This window comes from Alkalispirillum mobile, from assembly GCF_003664325.1.
Taxonomy (GTDB): domain Bacteria; phylum Pseudomonadota; class Gammaproteobacteria; order Nitrococcales; family Halorhodospiraceae; genus Alkalilimnicola; species Alkalilimnicola mobilis.
On sequence record NZ_RCDA01000001.1, the window covers coordinates 969,057 to 989,775 of the forward strand.

Below are 20,719 nucleotides of genomic sequence, written 5' to 3' on the forward strand. Positions count from 1 at the left end.
GCTGCCTTGGCAAAGGAGAACCGGAAGGCCGGCGTGTACGACCGGCCCGCCGTCAGGCTGACATCCGGTCAGCCACCGAACAGGTCGAGCACCTTGTTGACGCCCCGCACCAGCGCGTCCACCTCGGCCTCGGTGTTGTACACCGCAAACGAGGCCCGGGCAGTGGCCGGCACGTTGAAGCGTTGCATCACTGGTTCGGCGCAGTGATGGCCGGTGCGGATGGCCACACCCTGTTGATCCAGGATGGTGCCGATATCGTGCGGATGGGCCTCTTCCATCACGAAGGAGAGCACCGCGGCCTTGTCCGGGGCCGTTCCCAGCAGCCGCACGCCTTTCAGCGCGCCCATCTGCTCCGTAGCGTAGTCGAGCAAACGGGCTTCGTGAGCAGCAATCGCCTCTAATCCGACGGACTGCACCCAATCCACCGCGGCCCCCAGGGCAATCACCCCCGCGATATTGGGCGTGCCCGCCTCAAAGCGGGCCGGCGGATCGGCGTACAGGGTCTTCTCGAAGCTGACGGTGCGGATCATGTCGCCGCCGCCCTGCCAGGGCCGCATGGCCTTCAGCAGGTCGTAACGGCCGTAGAGCACGCCCACACCGCTCGGGCCGTACAGCTTGTGGCCGGAGAAGGCGTAGAAATCGCACCCCAGGTCCTGCACGTCCACCGGGCCGTGGGGCACCGCCTGGGCGCCGTCCAGCATGACCGGTATGTCCCGCGCCTTGGCCTGCTCGATCATCCACCGCACCGGGTTGATAGTGCCCAGGGCGTTGGAGACATGGCCGACGGAGAAGAACCGCGTGCGCTCACTGAGCAGGGCCTGGAAGGCCTCCAGGTCCAGTTCGCCATTGTCCTGCACCGGGATCACCTTGAGCTCCGCCCCCGTGCGCTCGCAGAGCATCTGCCAGGGCACAATGTTGGAATGGTGCTCAATGTGACTGATGAGGATCTCGTCGCCCGGCCTGAGCATAGGCTCCACGAAGCTGTGGGCCACCAGGTTGATGGCCTCGGTGGTGCCCCGCAGGAAGACGATCTCCGCATCGCGCTCGGCGTTCAGGAGCCGCTGCACCTTCTCGCGCGCGCCCTCGAAGGCCGTGGTGCAGCGCTGGGACAGCGCGTGCACGCCGCGGTGGATGTTGGCGTAGTACCGGCGGTAACACTCCGCCTCCGCCTCGATCACCGCTTCCGGCTTCTGACAACTGGCGGCGTTGTCCAGGTAAACCAGCGGGTAGCCGTTTACCTCCTGGTGCAGAACCGGGAACTCGGCCCTCAGGGCCGCCACATCCAGCGGCGGCCCGGCCCGGTCCCGGTCGCGAACCGGGTCAACCGTGCTCATACAAGCCCCTCGAAGTCGGCCTGCCCCGGCAGGAAGCCGCCCAGCAGGCGTTGCTGATAGGTCTTCAGGCTATCCAGCTTAACGTCACTGAGCACTTCGTTGGCAAAGGCCCAGGTGAGCAGCGCCTGAGCGCTCTCTTGGTCCATACCGCGGCTGCGCAGGTAGAAGATGGCCTCCTTGTCCAGCTCGCCGACGGTGGAGCCGTGGGAGCACTTCACGTCGTCCGCGTAGATCTCCAACCGGGGGTTGGAGTGGGCCAGCGCCATCGGGCTCAGGAGCAGGTTGCGGTTCTCCTGGAAGCCGTCGGTCTTCTGGGCGCCCTCTTCCACCTTGAGCAGGCCGTCAAACACCGCCTCGGCCTTGTCCTTGAGGATGCCCTTGAACAGCTGGCTGCTGTGGCCATGCTCGCAGTCGTGGGTCATCCAGGTGTGCTGGTCGGTGAAGCGCTTGGCATCACCCAGGTACAGCCCGTTGATGATCACCTCGGCGGCTGTGCCCTTGAGCAGACCGTAATAGTCCACCCGGCTGACGCGACCGCCGTAGTTGAAGTTCTGCACGTGCACGCGGGCGTCTCGCCCTGCCTGGGCGTAGACGGCACCCAGGTGGAAGGCGTCTTTGCCCTCGCGCTGCAGCCGGTCCACCCGCACGTTGGCGTTGTCCTCGGCGATGATCTCGGTCACCGGGCTGGCCAGGTAGGCGTTGCCGTCCGGGCCGCCGTGCCACTCAATCAAACGGCACTCGGCGCTCTCCTCGGCGTGCACCAGCACGCGGGGCCAGGAGGCGCGCTCGCCACCGGCCTCGGAGCAGGCGAAGACGAACAGCACCTCCTGCTCCACCGCCTTGCCCCGGGGCACGTGCACGTAGGCCCCCTGTTGGGCGAACGCCGTGTTCAGGGCGATGAAGGGGTTCTGCTCGTAGTCCGCGTAGGCGGCCAGGTGCTGCTGCACGTCCGCCTCGTCCAGGGCGTCGGCCAGCGGCTTGACCGTCATGCCCTCCGGCAGCTCATCCATGGTGGAGTGCTGCGGGCTGAACACGCCGTCGATGAACACCAGGCGCGGGGCGTCGGGGGCCACCGAGATGGCCTCCTGAAGCACCTGCGGCGCCACGCCCAGGCTCTCGGCCGGGCGGTAGTGGTGCTGGAGCAGCGCGTCCAGCTTGATGTTCCGCCAGGCCTCCCAGCGCCGGGTGGGGAACCCCATGCGCTCGAAGGCCTCGATGGCGGCCTGGCGACGGGCCTCCAGCCAGTCCGGCCCCTGCTGCTCGGGCGACCGCTGGCGGAAGTCCTCCAGGTAAACGCTATGCTTTTCTGCCAAGGCTTCCATTCGGTCCTCCTCAGGCCGCGTTTTCACCAAACAGGGCGTAACCGGACTCTTCCAGCTCCAGCGCCAGGGTGTGGTCACCGGACTTGACGATCTTGCCGTCCAGCATCACGTGCACCTTGTCGGGCTGGATGTAGTTGAGCAGGCGCTGATAGTGGGTGATCAGCAGGAACGAACGGTGCGGATGGCGCAGGGCGTTCACGCCATCGGAGACCACCCGCAGGGCGTCGATGTCCAGCCCGGAGTCGGTCTCGTCCAGGATGGCCAGGTGGGGTGCCAGCGCGGCCAACTGGAAGATCTCATTGCGCTTTCCCTCACCACCGGAGAAGCCCTCGTTGACCGGGCGGTTCACCAGCTCGTCGCCCATCTTCACCATCTTGGCCGCGTCCTTGATGTGGCGCAGCACCTCGACGGCGGAGAGCTCCGGCTCACCCCGGTACTGGCGCACCGAGTTGATGGCGGTCTTCAGGAAATAGACGTTGGACACGCCGGGCACCTCCACCGGGTACTGGAACCCCAGGAAGACGCCCTCGCCGGCCCGCTCCTCCGGCTCCAGGTCCAGCAGGTCCTTGCCGCGGAAGGTGACCTCGCCGGCGGTGACCTCGTAGTTCTCATCACCGGCCAGCACCTTGGACAGGGTGGACTTGCCCGAGCCGTTGGGGCCCATGATGGCGTGCACCTCGCCCTCGCCAATATCCAGGTCCACGCCCTTGAGGATCTCGGTGTCTTCCACCCGGGCATGCAGGTTTCTGATCTTCAGCATGTCTTACTCCGTTTCCTATCTCTTGAGTGTTCGTCTAACCGATCGCCAAAGGCGCGTTTAACCCACGCTGTCTTCCAGGGTGACCGCCAGCAGGGCCTGGGCCTCCACCGCGAACTCCATGGGCAGCTCCTTGAAGACCTCCTTACAGAAGCCGTTCACCACCAGGTTCACCGCATCCTCCTCGCTCAGCCCGCGCTGGCGCAGGTAGAAGATCTGGTCCTCGCTGATCTTCGAGGTGGTGGCCTCGTGCTCCAGCTGGGCACTCGGGTGCTGCACGTCGATGTAGGGGAAGGTGTGCGCCCCGCAGGTGTCGCTCATCAGCATGGAGTCACACTGCGAGTAGTTGCGCGCCCCGCTGGCAGTGGGGGCAATGCGCACCAGGCCGCGGTAGCTCTGCTCACCGTGGTCGGCCGAGATCCCCTTGGAGATGATCGTGCTCTTGGTGTTCTTGCCCATGTGGATCATCTTGGTGCCGGTGTCGGCCTGCTGCCGGCCCCGGGTCACCGCCACCGAGTAGAACTCGCCCACCGAGTCGTCGCCCTTCAGCACGCAGCTGGGGTACTTCCAGGTGATGGCTGAGCCGGTCTCCACCTGCGTCCAGCTGATCTTGGAGCGGGCGCCCTCGGCCAGGCCGCGCTTGGTGACGAAGTTGTAGATGCCGCCCTTGCCGTTCTCGTCGCCCGGGTACCAGTTCTGCACCGTGGAGTACTTGATGGTGGCGTCCTTGTGGGCCACCAGCTCCACCACCGCGGCGTGCAGCTGGTTGTCATCGCGCATGGGGGCGGTGCAGCCCTCCAGGTAGGAGACCTCGGCGCCCTCGTCGGCGATGATCAGCGTGCGCTCGAACTGCCCGGTGTTGGAGGCGTTCATGCGGAAGTAGGTGGACAGCTCCATCGGGCAGCGCACCCCCTTGGGGATGTAGACAAAACTGCCGTCGGAGAAGACCGCCGAGTTCAGCGCCGCGAAGAAGTTGTCGCCCCGGGGGACCACCGAGCCGATGTACTTCTTCACCAGCTCCGGGTGCTCGCGGACGGCCTCCGACATGGAGCAGAAGATGATGCCCTGCTCGGCCAGCTTTTCCCGGTAGGTGGTACCGATGGAGACGGAGTCGAACACCGCGTCCACGGCCACACCGGCCAGCTGCTCGCGCTCGTGCATGGGCACGCCCAGCTTCTCGTAGGTCTCGAGCAGCTTGGGGTCCACCTCGTCCAGGCTCTTCGGCCGGTCATCGTCCGACTTGGGCGCGGCGAAGTAGCTGATCGCCTGGAAGTCGATCTGCGGGTAGTCCACGTGCGCCCACTTGGGGTGGGGCATCTTCAGCCAGTTGCGGTAGGCCTCCAGACGCCACTCCAGCATCCACTCCGGCTCCCCTTTCTTCTCGGAGATGAACCGGACGGTGTCCTCGCTGAGGCCCGGCGGCAGGAACTCCTGCTCGATGTCCGTGGTGAAGCCGGCCTCGTAGCCCTTCTTCGTATGCTGCTCGATAATGTCTTTGCTCGCCGACATGGCTGCTGCTCCGTTCAGTTGATGAACGACGGGTTTCTGCTCAGTAAATGCTTCCTGAGGATGCGCGCGGGCACACGCTCACGAAGCATCCCCCTTGAGGGAGCCGGGCTGCGGCGCCATCATGCGCAACGGCACCACCGGCTCGCTCATATCCTTCAGGCTGATACTGCCCAGGGCCTGCTGCACCACCTGGCTGATCCGCCACCAGTTGGCGCTGGTGGTACAGGCATCGCCGTACTGGCAGGCATCCACCCCCTCCTCCACGCATTCGGTGAAGGCGATGGGGCCCTCCAGGGCGGTGATGATCTCGGCCACCGAGATCTCCCGGGCCGGGCGGGCCAGCCCATAGCCGCCCTTGGCACCACGGTAGGACACAAGCACACCGGCGCGGGTCAGATTCTTGAGAATCTTCGCCACCATGGGCTGGGGCAACCCCTGCTGCTCGGCCAGGCGCACGGTGCTGAAGCGCTGCTCCGGCGACCGGGCCATGGCGGTGAGGATGCCGATGCCGTAGTCGGTTTCTCTGTTAATCCGTACCATGATGGTCTGGATTCTAAACCATACCGGACCAATTTGGTACTCTTTGAGTTATTCTAATTTCTATCCGACCAATAGAGGAGAGCTCAGTTGCAGGCTCGACGCACCCCTTTCCCCTGTCCCGTCATCAAACTGGTGGAGCACGCCCGAAGCTGGGAGATCACCTACTTCAACAGCCACGGGCACGTACAGCACATCGCCACCGCCAAGTCGGAACCGGGTGCATTACGGGTGGCCAGGCAGGTGGCGGAGCTCTATGGCTACAAGGGGAAAGTGCTGATCCAGAACGCTCACGGGCTCTTCGAGGACCGCATTTAGGGCGTATCCACCCCGTCATTGTCCTCGGGGCTGTCCGGGTCGGGCAGCGGCAACTCCAGCTCCGGGTCATCCGGGTCGTTGAGGCTGGTCAGGTCGGGCAACTCGCTGAGACTGCCCAGGTTGAAGTAGTCGAGAAAGGCGCGGGTGGTGGCGTAGAGGCCGGGCCGGCCGGGCACGTCCTTGTGCCCGACGATGCGCACCCAGCCCCGGTCGGTCAGGGTGCGCATGATGGAACTGCTCACCGTCACCCCGCGGATCTCCTCGATCTCGCCGCGAGTCACCGGCTGCCGGTAGGCAATGATGGCCAGGGTCTCCAGCAGGGCCCGAGAATAGCGCCCCGGCTTCTCCTCCCAGAGCCGCGACACCCAGGGGGCGTATTGTTCACGCACCTGGATGCGCCAGCCGCTGGCCACCCGCTTCACCTCCAGGCCGCGACCGGCGTAGTCGTGCTCCAGCTCCGCCAGGGCCTGGCGGAGCGTCTGCCGGTCCGGCGCCAGCATCGGGTCGAACAGCCCCTGCATCTGCTCCAGGTCCAGCGGGCCTTCCGACGCCATCAGCGCCGCTTCCAGGATGTACTTGACGGGCGGATTCGCAGGCATGGCTCAACGGTCAGCGGGCGCGCACGTAGATCGGCGCGTAGGGTTCGTTCTGGGTCAACTCGATCAGTGACTCCTTGACCAGCTCCAGCACGGCCAGGAAGCTCACCACCAGCCCCTGGCGCCCCTCGCGCCGGGGAAAGAGATCGGTGAAGCACCGGTACTGCTCACCGTCCAGCCGGCCCAGCAGTTCGGTCATGCGCTCGCGCACGGACAGCGCCTCCTTCTGCACCTGGTGGTGCTCGTAGTGGCTGGAGCGCTGCAACACCTCGGCGAAGGCCAGCAGTAACTCGCGCATGCTCACCTCGGGCTCGCGCTGGCGTGGCTCGCTGCCCGGCGCGTCCAGCCGCACCCGGAAGACATCGCGGCCCACGCGGGGCAGCCCGTCCAGGTCCTCGGCCGCCTGCTTGTAGCGCTCGTACTCCTGCAGACGGCGGATCAGTTCCGCCCGCGGGTCTTCCTCCTCTTCCTCGGTGGCCGGCGGGCGCGGCAGCAGCATGCGCGATTTGATCTCCGCCAGCATCGCGGCCATTACCAGGTACTCCGCCGCCAGCTCCAGGCGCAGCTCGCGCATCACCTCCACGTACCTCATGTACTGCCGGGTGATCTCGGCGATGGGGATATCGCGGATGTCCAGGTTCTGGCGCCGGATCAGGTAGAGCAACAAGTCCAACGGGCCCTCGAAGGTCTCCAGGAAGACCTCCAGGGCGTCCGGCGGGATGTAGAGATCCTCGGGCAGGTCGGTGACCGGCTGGCCGCCGACCCGCGCCAAGGCCTCACCCGCTGCTTCGACCGCCGCGGCATCCGTGGAGCGGGCCTCGGCCGCAGCGTCACCGCTGTCCGGCGTGGAGGTGCTCACCGATAGATCAGCCCCATGGCGGTGCGCACCTCGTCCAGGGTCTCCCGGGCCTCGTCGCGGGCGGCCTCGCAACCATCGTTGACGATGCTGCGCACCATGTCCATGTCATCCTCGAACTCGCGGCCGCGCGCCCGGATGGGGGCCAACTCCTGCTCCATGCCCTCGAGCATGCACATCTTGCAGTCCACGCAGCCAATGCCGGCGGTGGTGCAGCCCTCCCAGACCCACTGGCGGTCGGCCTCGCTGGAGTAGAGCTTGTGGAAGTCCCAGACCGGGCACTTCTCCGGATTGCCCGGGTCCGTGCGGCGCACGCGGGCCGGGTCGGTCTGCATGGTGCGGACCTTGTGCTTCACCGCCTCCGGGTCCTCGCGCAGGCCGATAAAGTTGTTGTAGGACTTGGACATCTTGCGGCCGTCCAGCCCGGGCATCTTGGCGTTGGGCGTGAGCAGCGCCTGGGGCTCGGGCAGCACGTTGCGCCCGGTGCCGTCCAGGTAGCCGAAGAGCCGCTCGCGGTCGGCCAGCGTCAGGTTCTGCTGGGTCTCCAGCAGGGCCCGGGCCTTGTCCAGCGCCTCGCGGTCGCCCTGCTCCTGGTAGCTGCGCCGGGTCTCGCGGTAGAGACGGGCGTTCTTCTTGCCCATCTTCTTGATCGCCTCTTCGGCCCGCTCCACGAAGTCCGGCTCCACGCCGTAAAAATGGTTGAACCGGCGAGCCACCTCGCGGGTGATCTCCACGTGCGCCACCTGGTCCTCGCCTACCGGCACGGCATCGGCCTTGTAGACCAGGATGTCCGCGCTCTGCAGCAGCGGATACCCCAAGAAGCCGTAGGTGGCCAGGTCCTTCTCGCGCAGCTGCTCCTGCTGGTCCTTGTAGGTGGGCACGCGCTCCAGCCAGCCCAGCGGCGTGATCATGGAGAGCAGCAGGTGCAACTCGGCGTGCTCCGGCACCCGCGACTGGACGAACAGGCGCGCCATGTTGGGGTTGACCCCGCAGGCCAGCCAGTCGATGACCATGTCCCAGCCGGACTGGGCGATACCGCGGGTATCGTCGTACTCGGTGGTCAGCGCGTGCCAGTCGGCCACGAAGAAGAAGCACTCGTGTTCCTGTTGCAGGCGCACCCAGTTCTTGAGTACCCCGTGGTAGTGCCCCAGGTGCAGGCGGCCCGTGGGGCGCATGCCTGACAGGACGCGGCTTTGGGCGGTGAGCTTGGCCAAGGGTTCTGCCTCCAGTCGGTCGGGCCGTTCGCGGATTCGGTTACAACAACGGGGAGCGATGATAACCGAATCCCGGCTTCGCCTCAGCCGGCAAAACCGGGATCGGGTGCACCGTGGCGTTCAGGCGCGGAAGATCGAGGGGTCACCGGCACCCTCGCGCAGCACCTCGGGGGCGTCCCCGGACAGGTCGACCACCGTGCTGGGCTCCAGCCCGCCTGGCCCGCCGTCGATCACCGCGTCCACCTGGTGCTCCAGCGCGGCGCGGATGTCCGAAGGGTCGGTCATGGGCATCTCGTCGTCAGGCATGATCAGACTCACCGTCATCAGCGGCTCGCCCAGCTCCGCCAGGATCGCCTGGGTGGTCGGGTGATCGGGTACGCGGATGCCGATGGTCTTCTTCTTCGGGTGCTGGAGCAGGCGCGGCACCTTGGAGGTGGCCTTGAGCACGAAGGTGTAGGGGCCCGGGGTGTGCGATTTCAGCAGGCGGTAGGCGTAGTTCTCCAAGCGGGCGTAGTTCCCGATATCGGAGAGGTCGCGGCAGGCCAGGGCGAAGTCGTGATCCGCGCGCAGACGGCGGATCTGGCGGATCCGGTCCAGTGCCTGTTTCTCGCCGATGCCGCAGCCCAGGGCGTAGCTGGAATCGGTGGGGTAGGCGATGACGCCGCCGGCGCGGATGATCTCCACCGTCCGCTTGACCAACCGGGCCTGGGGGGTGACCGGGTGAATCTCGAAGTATTGGCTCATGAACGCTCCTCCTGAGTGCTGCTCGGGGCGGTGTGTTTTTGTTCAATCATGGCAGCCCCACCCTATCATGCAGGCCACCGCCCCGGCGGCGCGCCGCATCGCTACAAAAACCGATGATCGGTGTAGGATACGGCGCTGACCCCACCCAACATGGAGACACACGCATGTACTACGCCATTATCAGCGAAGATGTCCCCAACAGCCTGGCGCTGCGCAAGCAGGCCCGGCCGGAGCACCTGGCGCGGCTGGAGGCGCTGAAGGACGAGGGCCGGCTGCTGATCGCCGGACCCCACCCGGCCATCGACGCCGAGGACCCGGGCGAGGCCGGCTTCTCCGGCAGCCTGGTGGTCGCCGAGTTCCCCAGCGCGGAGGACGCCCAGGCCTGGGCCAACGCCGACCCCTACATGGACGCCGGCGTCTACGCGAAGGTCACCGTAAAGCCGTTCAAGAAGGTGCTGCCGTGAGTGGGAACGAACGCGTCGAGATGATCCGCCAGCGCCTGGAGGCGGCGCTGGACATCCACAGCCTGGAGGTCCAGGACGACAGCCACAAGCACGCGAACCACGCCGGTGCCCAGGCTGGCGGCGGACACTTCCAGGTGCGGGTGGTCAGCCCCGACTTCCAGGGCCTGAACACCCTGCAGCGCCACCGCAAGGTCTACGACGCCATGGGCGATGCCATGCGCAACGACGTCATCCACGCCCTGGGCATCAAGGCGCTGACCCCGGACGAGGCCTGAACCGCCCCCACCCTGCCTGCGCCGGCCCTAGCGGTCCCCGTTCACCGCCGGCCGGCCGGGCAGCCCGCGGGTGGCGATATAAAGCCCGGCCAGGATCGCCGCGGCTCCCACTCCGTGGTACTGCTCCAGCCGCTCGCCCAGGAAGAGAATCGCCATGGCGGAGCCAAATACCGGAACCAGATAAATGAACATGGCGGTCCGCGCCGGCCCCAGCACCCGCACCCCGTTGTTCCAGAACAGGTAGGCCAACAGCGACGGGAAGATGCCCACGTAGATCAGCGGCGGCACCATCTCCAGCACCGAACCCTGCACCGGCCCCACCATGACCAGCTCCCAGACCAGGAAGGGCACGATCACCGGAATGCCCAGCGCGATCATCACCGCGAGCAGCGGCACCGCCGGGATGTCCGGCCCGTAGCGCTTGAGCAGCAGCGAGTAGAGCCCCCAGCAGAGCACCGCCAGGACCATCACCAGGTCCCCGGGGTTGAACTCCAGGTTGAAGAGTATCTGTCGATCGCCCTGGCTGACGATGGCCAGCACCCCGAGAAAGGCGAGGATGATCCCGACGATCTCGTGCTTTTTCAGTCGCTGGCCGAAGAACACCAGCCCCATCAGCCCGATGGCCACCGGCATGGTGGAGTTGACCAGGGTGATATTCGTCGCCGTAGTGAACTGCGCCGCCAGGTAGAGCAGCGTATTGAACAGCCCCACGCTGAGCGCCGCCAGCACCCAGAGGATGGGCCAGTGGCGGCGGATGGTGGCCCAGTGGGCGCGGATCGGGCCCCAGGCGAAGGGCAGGATGATCAGCAGCGCCAACACCCAGCGCAGGAAGGAGAGCGTGAAAGGGGGGAACCACTCCGAGGTGGCCCGTGCCACCACCGCGTTACCGCCCCAGAACAACGTGGTAGCCACCAGGCCAAGCACGGCTAGCACCACCGGGTTGCGCAGGCTGACGTACATGCTTCCCCCAAAACATGCAGAAGCGCAGCCCCGAGGCGCCGGCACCTGCCCCTATCAGGGCACTGGCGCCAGCCCAACGGAACTGCGCTCCTACAGTAACCGTGTAACTTGCTTGTAGGTGGCCTACAGCTTACCGCAGATGGCGCCCCTCCTTCAGGGCGGCGATGCGGTCATCCAGCGGCGGGTGGCTCATGAACCACTGCTTGACGCTGCTACCCCGGTTGCCGTTGATGCCGAAGGCCTGCAACTGGTCGGGCAGGTGTTCCTGGTCCACCGACCGCTTCAGCCGCTCCAGGGCGGCCACCATGTTCTCACGCCCGGCCAGCTTGGCGCCGCCGGCGTCAGCACGGTACTCCCGCTGGCGCGAGAACCACATGACGATCACCGAAGCCAGGATGCCGAGCACGATCTGGGCAAAGATAGAGGTGATGAAATAGGCCGGCCCGTGGCCCTCCTCGGTCTTGAACACCGCCCGGTCCACGAAGTGGCCGATGATGCGCGAGAAGAAGACCACGAAGGTGTTCACCACGCCCTGGATCAGGGTCAGGGTCACCATGTCGCCGTTGCTGATGTGGGCCACCTCGTGCCCGATCACCGCCTCGGCTTCCTCCCGGGTCATGTTCTGCAACAGCCCGGTGCTCACCGCCACCATGGAGTTGTCACGCCGCGCACCGGTGGCGAAGGCGTTGATATCCGGCGCGTCGTAGACGGCCACCTCCGGCATGCCGATGCCCTCCTGGCGGGCAAAACGGCGCACCGTGTCCACCAGCCACTGCTCGGACTGGCTGCGCGGCTGCTCGATCACCCGGGCGCCGGTCATCTTCTTGGCCACGAACTTGGACATGGCCAGCGAGATGAACGAACCCCCGAAGCCGATCACCGCGGCGATAATCAGCAGCCCGCCGTAATCGAGCCCACGGCCGGTCTCGTCCAGGGTGCCGATCCCGAACACCGCCTGCAGAATGAACAGCACCACACCCAGGACCACCAGGATCGCCAGGTTGGTGAGCAGGAAAAGCCCTATGCGCTTCATCGTCGCTTCGTCTCCCGTTGATTGCTCTGCCCATGGCCGGCCCCGATAGTGCCTCACCGGAGCGGCCGTTCAAATTATCCTTCGGATTAGATGAGGGCAAGACTCAGGAGTTCAAGGCGAGTCACGCGTAGTGGTCGATCAGCCCCTGCGGCTGCAGGCGTTGCACCGGCCCCTCGGCCAAGGCCTCGTCGCCGGCGTCATCCTCGCCCGCCGCGCCGGCCCCGAACAGGCCGCTGGCCTGCCCCTGGGCCCAGAAGCGCTCGTCCTGGCGCTCGGAGACATCCACGTCCACGCTGCCCTGGCCCTGCTCGGCGAGCATCTCGCGCAGCCGCGGCAGTTCGGACTCCACCGCCTCGCGGGCACTGGCCTGCTGGGCGGTAATCTGGATGGTGGTGCGCTCATCCTGGGTGGCGATCTTGATATCCAGCGGCCCCAGCCCCGGCGGGTCCAGACGGATCCGCGCCTGCTGGACCTGCTGCTGGATCATCATCACCATCCGCTCGCCCAGGGCGCGGCCGAAGCCGGGCTGGTTGGCCGGGGTGGAGAGCTGAAAACTGGGCAGGGCCTGCTGCACCGGCTGGGCACCGGGCCGGGAGGTGCCGTTGGACTCCCCGGCCGCCAGCAGCCCCGAGAACCCGATACCGGCGTCAGCCCGGGGCTGAGCCTGCGACGAACCGGGGTTCCGCCCCTCACCCTCGCGCTCGCCCCGTTCCTGGGTCAGGGTCTGTTGCAGCAGGGTCTCGGCCCGTTCGGTACTGGTGCCGGCACGCCCCTTCATGGCGTCCGCCACCGCGTCGCGCAGCCCCTCACCGGTGCCGGTGGGTTCCAGCATCCGGCCGGTGGTCTGCAACAGGTTGAGCAGCTCGGCCGGGTCCTCGTCCTCGGGGATCAGGTCGTGCAGGGCCCACAGCGGCAGGGCCGGCACCTCGCCGGTCAGGCGCGCCTCGGCGCCCCGGGCGCTGCGCGCCTCCAGGGCCTCGGCGTCGGCCTGCTTGTCCGCCATCGCCGCCAGCACCAACGGCAGCAGCTTGCCGCCCTCCGGCAATTCGCCGTCCAGCGCGGCCAGTTTTTCCTGCAGTCGGGCCAGCTGCTCGGGGTCCTCAAGCAGGGCCTTCAGCTCCGCCTTGTCCAGGTCACCAAAGGCGTCGGTGTCCAGCAGGGCGTCCATGAACTCGCCCTCGCCTTCGTCCTCCGCCGCCTTGCCCAGCAGCATCTGCAGCAGTTCGGGGGCGCCCGCTGCCGGCTCTGCCCGCGGCATATCGACAGGTGTGGTCACAGTTGATGCTCTCCAGTCTGAGTACCCTGGCAGACCGGCCCACCGGCCGGCGTACTGCCCTCACGGGAATCAAAGCAATTTCGGGGCCAGCTCAGGAGCCAAGCAACGGATTGGTGTAGGTGCGGCGCGCCAGTTCGTCCAGCTGCAGTTGCTCGCGGCGGTCGGCCGCACGCTGCTCCTCATCGCGGAAGCGGTCGACGACGCGGTCGACGGCGCGGGAGTGGCTGTAGGCGTCCAGCCAGTCCTGGCGCTGGGCCTCCACTGCGCGGCGGGCCTCGGCCACGGCCTTGTGCTGCTGCTGGATGGCCTGGTCGATGCGGGAGATGAAGGCGTTGAAATCGCGCAGCCGGGCGGCGTTGATACCGCCGTTCTGGTCCTGGAGCTGCTGGGCATACTCCTGGCGGAAGGTCATCAGCTGCTGCAGCTGCTGGCGCTGGGCGTCCAGCTTTTGGCGGGCCTCGGCCAGCTCGCGCCCGGCCTCGTCGGCCTTGTCACCGGCCAGGCGCTGCACGGGTTGTAGGCGTGCGGAACGGTTCATGTCGCCTCCTCGTCGGACGGTGCCGACGCTTAATCCCTATTATGACCCGGCTTATTCCGGCTGTCAGCCATTTCCTTTACCGGTCTGCGCCTGATCACTGAGCAGCCCGAAAAGCTGCTCCAGGCTCTCCTGGAAATTCACTGCCGTGGAGACATCCTGCTGCAGAAAAGCGCGCAGCCGCGGCATGATGGCGATGGCCTCATCCACCCGCGCATCGCTACCCTTCTGGTAGGCCCCCACGCTGATCAGGTCCTGGTTCTCCCGGTAGGTGGACCAGAGCTGGCGGAACCGCCGGGTCAGCTTCTGGTGCGCCGGCTGGGTGATGTTGATCATGGCCCGGCTCACCGACGCCTCGATGTCGATGGCCGGGTAGTGGCCGGCGTCGGCCAGCTGCCGCGACAGCACCAGGTGGCCGTCCAGGATGGCCCGGGCGGCATCGGCGATCGGGTCCTGCTGGTCGTCACCCTCGGTCAGGACGGTGTAGAAGGCGGTAATGGAGCCGCCGTCGTCCGGCCCGTTGCCGGCCCGCTCCACCAGCCGCGGCAGCAGGGCGAACACCGAGGGCGGGTAGCCCTTGGTGGTGGGCGGTTCGCCGATGGCCAGGCCGATCTCGCGCTGCGCCTGGGCGTAGCGGGTCAGCGAGTCCATCAGCAGCAGCACGTTCAGGCCCTGGTCGCGGAAGTATTCGGCGATGCTGGTGGCGAGCATCGCCCCGTGCAGGCGCATCAGCGGCGACTTGTCCGCCGGCGAGGCCACCACCACCGCCCGCGCCAGGCCTTCATCGCCCAGGATGTCAGTGATGAACTCCTTGACCTCACGGCCCCGCTCGCCGATCAGCCCCACCACCACCACATCGGCGTTGGTGTAGCGGGTCATCATGCCCAGCAGCACGCTCTTGCCCACGCCGGAGCCGGCGAACAGGCCCATGCGCTGGCCGCGGCCCACGGTGAACAGGCTGTTGATGGCGCGCACGCCCACGTCCAGTGGCTGCTTGATGGGCGCCCGGGCCAGCGGGTTGATGCCCTCGCCCACCAGGCTGCGCTTTTCGCTGTGGTCCAGCGGCCCCTTGCCATCCAGCGGGTAGCCGCCGCCGTCCAGCACCCGACCCAGCAGCCCCGGGCCCATCCCCGCCTCGGCGGTGCCGCCACGGGGCACCACCCGGGCGTTGGGCATGACCCCGTGCAGTTCGCCGGTGGGCATCAGGTAGAGCTTGTCGCCGGCGAAGCCCACCACCTCGGCCTCCACGTCGCGGTCCTGCTGGGTGTGCAGGGTGCAGCGGCTGCCCAGCGGCGCCTGGCAGCCCTCCGCCTCCAGGGTCAGGCCCACCATGCGGCGCAGCACACCCTCCACCACCAGGCGGGGGGGTGCCACCCGTTCACTGCGCTGGCGCAGCCGCTCGGCCCAGCGGCCGGTGCGGCGCGGCACCTCGGCCTCAGCCATCCTGCTCGCCCTCCCGCGCCGTGTCGTCGTCGCCGGCTGCCTGCCCGCGGCCGTTGCCCAGCACCTGCTGCGCCAGCTGCGCCAGACGGTGCTCCAGGGTGGCGTCGATGTGCGAGGTCTGGGTGCTGACCCGGCAGCCGCCCCGGCTGATGGCCGGGTCCTCCACCAGTTGCCAGGCCTGCTCGGTGTCGCCGTCGGCGCTCAGGGTTTCCCGCAAAAAGCGGGCGTCGTCCGGGTGCAGGTGCACCTCCACGTTGCGGGCCCCCACCGGCAGCAGCCCCACCGCCTCGCGGATCACCCGGACGATCTCGCCCGGCTGGAGGCGCAACTCGCGGTAGATGATCTGGCGGGCCAGGTGGACGGCCAGCTCGGTGAGCGCCTGCTCCACCTCCTCGTCCATCTGCTCCAGGGGCCGGTCCAGCTGACGCACCAGCTGGTCCATCCGCCGCGCCAGTTTTTTGACCTCCTTTTCTCCGGCGCGATAGCCGGCCTGGTAGCCCGCTTCCCGGCCGGCGGCCTCGCCCCGCTTCAGCCCTTCGGCGTGGCCGGCCTCCTGGCCGGCCTGCTCCCCGGCCCGGTAGCCCTCCTCCCAGGCCTGCTGCTGGAGCGCTTCGATGTCCGCGGCGGTGGGCATGCGCGGCGCTTCCACCCGCTTGGGTTTGCGGAAGCCGGCGTACTCACGCTCGGCCGCCCGGTCCCCGGAGGCCTGCTCGTCGGCCGGCGCCTTGCCGGCCGCGGAGCGCGGCGGTGCCGGCTTTTCCTCCGGCGGGCGCGACTGGCGGCCACCGGCCGCCTCCTTGCCCCAGCGGGCGAAGGTCTCGCCCGCGGCCTCCGCCGGGATGATGCGCACGTGGGGCCGCGCGCTGTCGCCGGACGGCCCACCGCCCGCCGCGCCGTTCCGCGCCTTGCCACTCATGCCGTCAGCCCCCGTGGTTCAATCATCAGAGCATCTCCTCGCCGCCACCGCCGAGCACGATCTGGCCCTCGTCGGCCAGCCGCTTGGCCACGGCCAGGATCTCCTTCTGCGCGCCCTCCACGTCGCTGATCCGGGCCGGCCCCATGGTCTCCAGATCGTCGGCCAGCATCTCGGCGGCACGGCGCGAGAGGTTGTTCATGATCTTGTCCTTCAGCTTGTCGTCGGCGCCCTTCAGCGCCAGCACCAGCTGCTCGGTGCTGATCTCGCGCAGGATGGTCTGGATGGAGCGGTCGTCCACTTCCATCAGGTCCTCGAAGACGAACATCAGCTCCTGGATCTTCTCCGCCAGCTCGGCATCGAACTCGCGGATGTTGTCCAGGATGGTGTTCTCGGTGCTGGTGTCCAGGTTGTTGAGGATGCCCGCCGCCGAGTGCAGCCCGCCGATGCTGGAGGACTTGACCCGCTGCTGGCCGGAGAACTGGCGCTCCATGATCTCGTCCAGCTCCTTCAGCGCGGCCGGCTGGATGCCGTCCAGCGTGGCCACCCGCATCAGCACGTCGTGACGCACCCGCTCGGAGAGTGAATCCAGCACCTCGGCGGCCTGGTCCGACTCCAGGTAGGCCAGCACGATGGCTATGATCTGCGGGTGCTCCAGGCGGATCATCTCGGCGATGGTGCGCGGGTCCAGCCACTTGAGCTGGTCCAGCCCCTGGGTGGAGCCGCCCATCAGGATGCGGTCGATGATGCCGCCCGCCTTGTCCTCGCCCAGCGCCTTGGTCAACACCGAGCGCACGTAGTCGTTGGTGCCGATACCCAGCGCCGTCTGCTCCTGCACGGTCTGCACGAAGGAGCTGAGCACGTCGTCCACGTCGTCGCGGGAGACCTGCTCCATCGCGCTCATGCTCTGCCCCAGGCGCTGGACCTCGCGCGGGCCCAGGTGCTTCATGATGTTCGCCGCCTCGTCTTCTCCGAGGCTCATCATGAAGACCGCCGCCCGGTCGGTGCCCTTGAGTCTGTTATCGTCTGCCATCGTCTTCCGCCAGCCAGGACTTGATCACGTTGGCCGCCAGCTCGGGCTCATCGGTCACGAGCTTCTTGGCCGCATCCAGTTTGGCCTCGTAGGGCTTGTGTTGCACGCCCGCCAGCAGGGCCTGCTCGTTGGCGTCCGGTCCGGTGAGCTGGGCCGCGGCGCCGCCGCCCCCCTGCTGCGCGATACGCGCCTGCTCGTCCGCCGCCCGTTCACGGTCGCGCTGCTCCTGCTGGCGCTGGCGCTGCATGCCCTTGATCAGCGGCCGCACCACGAAGAGCAGCAGGGCGATGAAGGCGAGTGCCGCAATCCCCAGCCGGATCAGCTCGCGCACCCACTCGCGCTCCATCAGCGGCACCGCCGGCATGGCCTCCTCCACCAGGTCCTCTTCCAGGAAGGCGGCGTTGACCACGTTGACACTGTCGCCGCGCTCGGCGTCGAAGCCCACGGCCTCCTGCACCAGGGCGTTGATCCGGTCCAGTTCCTCTTCGGACAACGCCTCGCGCACGGTGTTGCCCTCCTCGTCGGTGGTGGTGCGCTCGTCCACCACCACCGCGACGGAGACCCGCTGGATGCTGCCCACCGGATCGCGCACGTGGCGCAGGGTGCGGCTGATCTCGTAGTTGCGGGTCTCGGAGGAGCTGATATCGACGGGCGGCATGGCCTGGAACTCGCCGTTCTCGTCCTCCTCCATGCCCAGCTCGCCCGCACCCGGGGGCTGGTTGGAGAGCGCGCCGGGCACGCCCATCGGGCCCTGGTCCTGCTGGGTGCGGCGGCCCTGCAGGGCCTCGCTGCGGATCACCCGGCTGTCCGGGTCGAACAGCTCCTCGGTGCGCTCCTGTTCGGAGAAGTCCAGGCTGGCATTGACCTGCGCGCGGACCCGGTTCTGCCCGACGATGGGCGCCAGCAGGTCCTCGATGCGGCGCACGTAGGTCTCTTCCACCTGGCTCTTGTACTCGAACTGGGTCGCGGTGCTGCCCAGGCCGCGCTCCTCGTCGCGGGTGAGCAGCCGGCCGCGCTCGTCCACCACGCTCACCTGCTCGTGCTCCAGCTCCGGCACGCTGCTGGCCACCATGTGCACGATGGCCTCCACGTGCTCGTCGCTCAGGCGCCGGCCCTGGGCCACGCTGACCACCACCGAGGCGCGGGGCTGGCGGCGATCGCGGACAAAGACCGACTCCCGGGGCAGCGCCAGGTGCACCCGGGCGGACTCCACCTGACGGATGGTGGCGATGGAGCGGGACAGCTCGGTCTCCAGCGCCCGGTCAAAGCGGGCGCCCTCCATGAACTCGCTGGTGCCGAAGGAGGAGTCTTCCTGCAGGGTCTCGAAGCCAAAGCCGCTGCCCCGGGGCAGCCCCTCGGCGGCCAGCTGCAGGCGGGCCGGGTGGACCTGGTCGGAGGGCACGCGGATGGCACCGGTGCGCTCCTCCATGCGGTAGGGGATGCCCTGCTCGTCCAGTTGCTCGATTACGGCGGCGGCGTCCTGGTCGTCCAGTTCGCTGAACAGGGTGCGGTAGCTGGGCTCCTGCGCCCAGAGGTAGAGCACCACCCCGGCACCAATGGTGAACAGCAGCACCACCGCGAGGCCCAGGCGCATCAGGTTCTGCCGCCCGCCCAGCATGGCCTCCAGCTGGTCCACCCCCGGAATGCGGCCGGCTGTGCCGCCCATGCCGCCGCGGCCTGCACCACCGGCACCGCCGCGCTCGGCCATCTGCTGGCCCGCGCCGCCTTCCGTCTCCGTCAGTGCCTGGCTTGCCTCAGCCATTGCCTTCCCCGTTCAGTCAGATTTTCGTCGGATGGTCGTTATTGCGCCCGTCAGACCTGCATGTTGGAGATTTCCTGGTAGGCCTCCAGCAGCCGGTTCCGGGTCTCCTTCAGCGCCTCGAAGGAGACGCGCGACTTCTGCTGGGCCACCATCACCTCGGTGAGGTTCATGTCCTCGCCCCGGGCCACGGCGTCAGCCATGCCTTTCGAGGTCTGCTGCATGCCGTTCACGTTCTCGATGGCCTCGCGCATCATCGTCGTGAAATCGGCGCCGGGGGCCTCCCCCTGGCCCTGCACGGGCTCGTTGCGCGCCTGCGAGGCGACCTCCTGCAGTTGCTGCAGCGCCTGATTGACCTGAAAACTGTTATTGACGTTCATGGTGCCGGCCTCCACCGGTGCCTGCCGTTATTCCGACTCACACCTGTCCGTATGCATATTCCGCGCCGGCCTTCGAGGGCACGTGGAACCCGTCCTTGCGCAGACGGGCCACGCGGTAGCGCAGCGTGCGGTCGGAAATGCCGAGCTTCTCCGCCGCCTGTTTGCGGTTGCCGCGGCACTCGCGCAGGGTGTCCATGATCAGCCGGAACTCCTGCTCGCGCAGGTTGTGGCCCAGGGTGGCGGGCTCCTCTTCCGCCGGCGACGCGCCGGCGCTGGTGTCAGCGGTCTCCGGGGACGTCGGCATTTCGTCGCCGTCCCTGACGGCCGGCTGCACGGGGCGGCGCGCGGCAGCCGTGGGCACCGGCTCGATGACCAGGTCATCGGCACTGATGCGCTGACTGTCCGCCAGGATCATGGCGCGCTGAATCACGTTCTCCAGCTCGCGGACGTTGCCCGGCCAGTCGTGGCCCAGCAGGCGGCTGCGGGCGGCGTCGTCCAGCTGCGCCCCCTCCGGTCCCAGGCCGGCATGCTTGGCCATGAAAGCCTCGGCCAGGGGCAGCACGTCGTCCAGCCGCTCGCGCAGCGGCGGCAGGTGGATGGGGAAGACGTGCAGGCGGTAGTAGAGATCCTGGCGGAACTGACCGCTGGCCACCGCCTCGCGCAGGTCGCGGTTGCTGCTGGCCAGCACCCGCACGTCCAGCGGGATGCTCTCGGTGCCGCAAAGCCGTTCGATCTCCCGCTCCTGCAGCACCCGCAGCAGCTTCGCCTGCAGGTTGGTGTCGATCTCGCTGATTTCGTCCAGCAGCACGGTGCCGCCCTGGGCCTGCTCGAACTTGCCGGCGTGGCTGCGGCTGGCGCCCGTGAACGCGCCCTTCTCGAAGCCGAAGAGCACCGCCTCGATCATCTGCTCGGGGATGGCTGCGCAGTTCACCGCCACGAAGGGGCCCTCGGCGCGGCCGGAGTGTTCGTGGATATGGCGGGCCAGCATCTCCTTGCCGGTGCCCGACTCGCCGGTGATCAGCACGCTCACGTCCTTCTGCGCCACCCGGCGCGCCATGCGAAACACCTCGCGGGAGCGGGCGTCCTTGGCCACCAGGTCCTGCTCGTCGCCCACCAGCCGGCGCACCGTCTGCACCAGCTCCAGCGAGGAGCAGCCCTCGCCCAGGTACTCGGCGGCACCGGCGCGCATGGCCAGCTTGGCCTCCTCCACTGAGGGCTGCGGGGCCAGCAGCACCAGCGGCGGTGCCGAGGGCAACTGGGCCAGTTGCCGCCACTGGCGCGTCTCCGCGCTGGTCTGCACGATCACCAGCGCCAGGCTGCGCCGCTCCAGCAGGCGCTGGGCGTGGGTGTAGTCAGAGACGCCGATGGGCTGGAACCCCGCCTCGCGCAGCAACAGGCAACGCCGGCGGCTGAACTCCTGATCCGCGGTGACGATGAGCACGCTGGGTTGCGACATGGTGA

The 20,719-nt window shown here is 67.9% G+C and carries 22 protein-coding genes; 3 read left to right on the forward strand and 19 right to left on the reverse strand.

Translation table 11 applies throughout. The features are described 5' to 3' along the window. Positions 1–68: 68 nt before the first annotated feature. From DFR31_RS04500 to DFR31_RS04520, 5 genes are all read right to left on the reverse strand, one after another. A complete protein-coding gene (locus DFR31_RS04500) occupies positions 69–1,334 on the reverse strand; it encodes an aminotransferase class V-fold PLP-dependent enzyme (RefSeq protein WP_121441436.1) in 1,266 nt (421 codons plus the stop codon). Next, the gene (gene sufD, locus DFR31_RS04505) at positions 1,331–2,656 is read right to left on the reverse strand and encodes a Fe-S cluster assembly protein SufD (RefSeq protein WP_121441437.1); all 1,326 of its coding nucleotides are present in this window, start codon (positions 2,654–2,656) and stop codon (positions 1,331–1,333) included. The genes DFR31_RS04500 and sufD overlap by 4 nt, the downstream gene beginning before the upstream one ends. A gap of 10 nt (positions 2,657–2,666) precedes the next feature. Then, positions 2,667–3,416 (reverse strand): Fe-S cluster assembly ATPase SufC, encoded by a 750-nt coding sequence (gene sufC / locus DFR31_RS04510; protein WP_121441438.1) that lies wholly within the window; start codon positions 3,414–3,416, stop codon positions 2,667–2,669. Positions 3,417–3,473: 57 nt separating this feature from the next. After that, the gene (gene sufB, locus DFR31_RS04515; protein WP_121441439.1) at positions 3,474–4,922 is read right to left on the reverse strand and encodes a Fe-S cluster assembly protein SufB; all 1,449 of its coding nucleotides are present in this window, start codon (positions 4,920–4,922) and stop codon (positions 3,474–3,476) included. 78 nt (positions 4,923–5,000) lie between these two features. Beyond that, the gene (locus DFR31_RS04520; protein ID WP_121441440.1) at positions 5,001–5,462 is read right to left on the reverse strand and encodes an SUF system Fe-S cluster assembly regulator; all 462 of its coding nucleotides are present in this window, start codon (positions 5,460–5,462) and stop codon (positions 5,001–5,003) included. Positions 5,463–5,549: 87 nt separating this feature from the next. Between DFR31_RS04520 and DFR31_RS04525 the strand changes: the two genes are divergently transcribed. Continuing rightward, positions 5,550–5,777 (forward strand): hypothetical protein, encoded by a 228-nt coding sequence (locus DFR31_RS04525; RefSeq protein ID WP_121441441.1) that lies wholly within the window; start codon positions 5,550–5,552, stop codon positions 5,775–5,777. On the opposite strand, the gene scpB is transcribed toward DFR31_RS04525, so the two are convergent. From scpB to DFR31_RS04545, 4 genes are all read right to left on the reverse strand, one after another. After that, positions 5,774–6,376: an SMC-Scp complex subunit ScpB gene (gene scpB, locus DFR31_RS04530; protein ID WP_121441442.1), complete on the reverse strand. Its 603-nt coding sequence runs from the start codon at positions 6,374–6,376 to the stop codon at positions 5,774–5,776. The genes DFR31_RS04525 and scpB overlap by 4 nt on opposite strands. A 10-nt stretch (positions 6,377–6,386) precedes the next feature. Beyond that, positions 6,387–7,232, reverse strand: coding sequence for a segregation and condensation protein A (locus DFR31_RS04535; protein WP_121441443.1), 846 nt, complete (start codon positions 7,230–7,232; stop codon positions 6,387–6,389). Beyond that, positions 7,229–8,443: a tryptophan--tRNA ligase gene (locus tag DFR31_RS04540; RefSeq protein ID WP_121441444.1), complete on the reverse strand. Its 1,215-nt coding sequence runs from the start codon at positions 8,441–8,443 to the stop codon at positions 7,229–7,231. The genes DFR31_RS04535 and DFR31_RS04540 overlap by 4 nt, the downstream gene beginning before the upstream one ends. A gap of 120 nt (positions 8,444–8,563) precedes the next feature. Next, positions 8,564–9,187 (reverse strand): L-threonylcarbamoyladenylate synthase, encoded by a 624-nt coding sequence (locus DFR31_RS04545; RefSeq protein WP_121441445.1) that lies wholly within the window; start codon positions 9,185–9,187, stop codon positions 8,564–8,566. A gap of 164 nt (positions 9,188–9,351) precedes the next feature. On the opposite strand from DFR31_RS04545, the gene DFR31_RS04550 reads away from it, so the two are divergent. Both DFR31_RS04550 and DFR31_RS04555 read left to right on the forward strand, forming a co-directional pair. Next, on the forward strand, positions 9,352–9,651 hold the full coding sequence (locus DFR31_RS04550) for a YciI family protein (protein WP_121441446.1): 300 nt from the start codon (positions 9,352–9,354) through the stop codon (positions 9,649–9,651). Continuing rightward, entirely contained in the window at positions 9,648–9,926 is a 279-nt protein-coding gene (locus DFR31_RS04555) for a BolA family protein (RefSeq protein WP_245971084.1), read from the forward strand. The genes DFR31_RS04550 and DFR31_RS04555 overlap by 4 nt, the downstream gene beginning before the upstream one ends. Before the next feature lie 27 nt (positions 9,927–9,953). Here the strand turns inward: DFR31_RS04555 and DFR31_RS04560 are convergent, their stop codons facing one another. The 10 genes from DFR31_RS04560 to DFR31_RS04605 form a co-directional block, all read right to left on the reverse strand. Next, on the reverse strand, positions 9,954–10,886 hold the full coding sequence (locus DFR31_RS04560) for a DMT family transporter (protein ID WP_121441447.1): 933 nt from the start codon (positions 10,884–10,886) through the stop codon (positions 9,954–9,956). A gap of 130 nt (positions 10,887–11,016) precedes the next feature. Continuing rightward, the gene (gene htpX, locus DFR31_RS04565; protein WP_121441448.1) at positions 11,017–11,919 is read right to left on the reverse strand and encodes a protease HtpX; all 903 of its coding nucleotides are present in this window, start codon (positions 11,917–11,919) and stop codon (positions 11,017–11,019) included. A gap of 121 nt (positions 11,920–12,040) precedes the next feature. Further along, positions 12,041–13,195, reverse strand: a complete 1,155-nt coding sequence (locus DFR31_RS04570; protein WP_147436940.1) for a flagellar hook-length control protein FliK — start codon at positions 13,193–13,195, stop codon at positions 12,041–12,043. A 91-nt stretch (positions 13,196–13,286) separates the two neighbouring features. After that, positions 13,287–13,733, reverse strand: coding sequence for a flagellar export protein FliJ (fliJ, locus tag DFR31_RS04575; RefSeq protein ID WP_121441450.1), 447 nt, complete (start codon positions 13,731–13,733; stop codon positions 13,287–13,289). Positions 13,734–13,796: 63 nt separating this feature from the next. After that, a complete protein-coding gene (fliI, locus tag DFR31_RS04580; RefSeq protein WP_121441451.1) occupies positions 13,797–15,173 on the reverse strand; it encodes a flagellar protein export ATPase FliI in 1,377 nt (458 codons plus the stop codon). Continuing rightward, positions 15,166–16,089 carry a flagellar assembly protein FliH gene (locus DFR31_RS04585; RefSeq protein ID WP_121441452.1) on the reverse strand — a complete coding sequence of 308 codons (924 nt, stop codon included), beginning with the start codon at positions 16,087–16,089 and terminating at the stop codon, positions 15,166–15,168. Before DFR31_RS04585 ends, fliI begins: the two co-directional genes overlap by 8 nt. A 25-nt stretch (positions 16,090–16,114) precedes the next feature. After that, positions 16,115–17,119 (reverse strand): flagellar motor switch protein FliG, encoded by a 1,005-nt coding sequence (gene fliG, locus DFR31_RS04590; RefSeq protein ID WP_121441453.1) that lies wholly within the window; start codon positions 17,117–17,119, stop codon positions 16,115–16,117. Next, positions 17,106–18,881 carry a flagellar basal-body MS-ring/collar protein FliF gene (gene fliF, locus DFR31_RS04595; RefSeq protein WP_121441454.1) on the reverse strand — a complete coding sequence of 592 codons (1,776 nt, stop codon included), beginning with the start codon at positions 18,879–18,881 and terminating at the stop codon, positions 17,106–17,108. Before fliF ends, fliG begins: the two co-directional genes overlap by 14 nt. A gap of 50 nt (positions 18,882–18,931) precedes the next feature. Continuing rightward, the gene (fliE, locus tag DFR31_RS04600) at positions 18,932–19,258 is read right to left on the reverse strand and encodes a flagellar hook-basal body complex protein FliE (RefSeq protein ID WP_121442173.1); all 327 of its coding nucleotides are present in this window, start codon (positions 19,256–19,258) and stop codon (positions 18,932–18,934) included. Between the two features lie 37 nt (positions 19,259–19,295). Continuing rightward, on the reverse strand, positions 19,296–20,714 hold the full coding sequence (locus DFR31_RS04605) for a sigma-54 dependent transcriptional regulator (protein ID WP_121441455.1): 1,419 nt from the start codon (positions 20,712–20,714) through the stop codon (positions 19,296–19,298). Between the last annotated feature and the right edge of the window lie 5 nt (positions 20,715–20,719).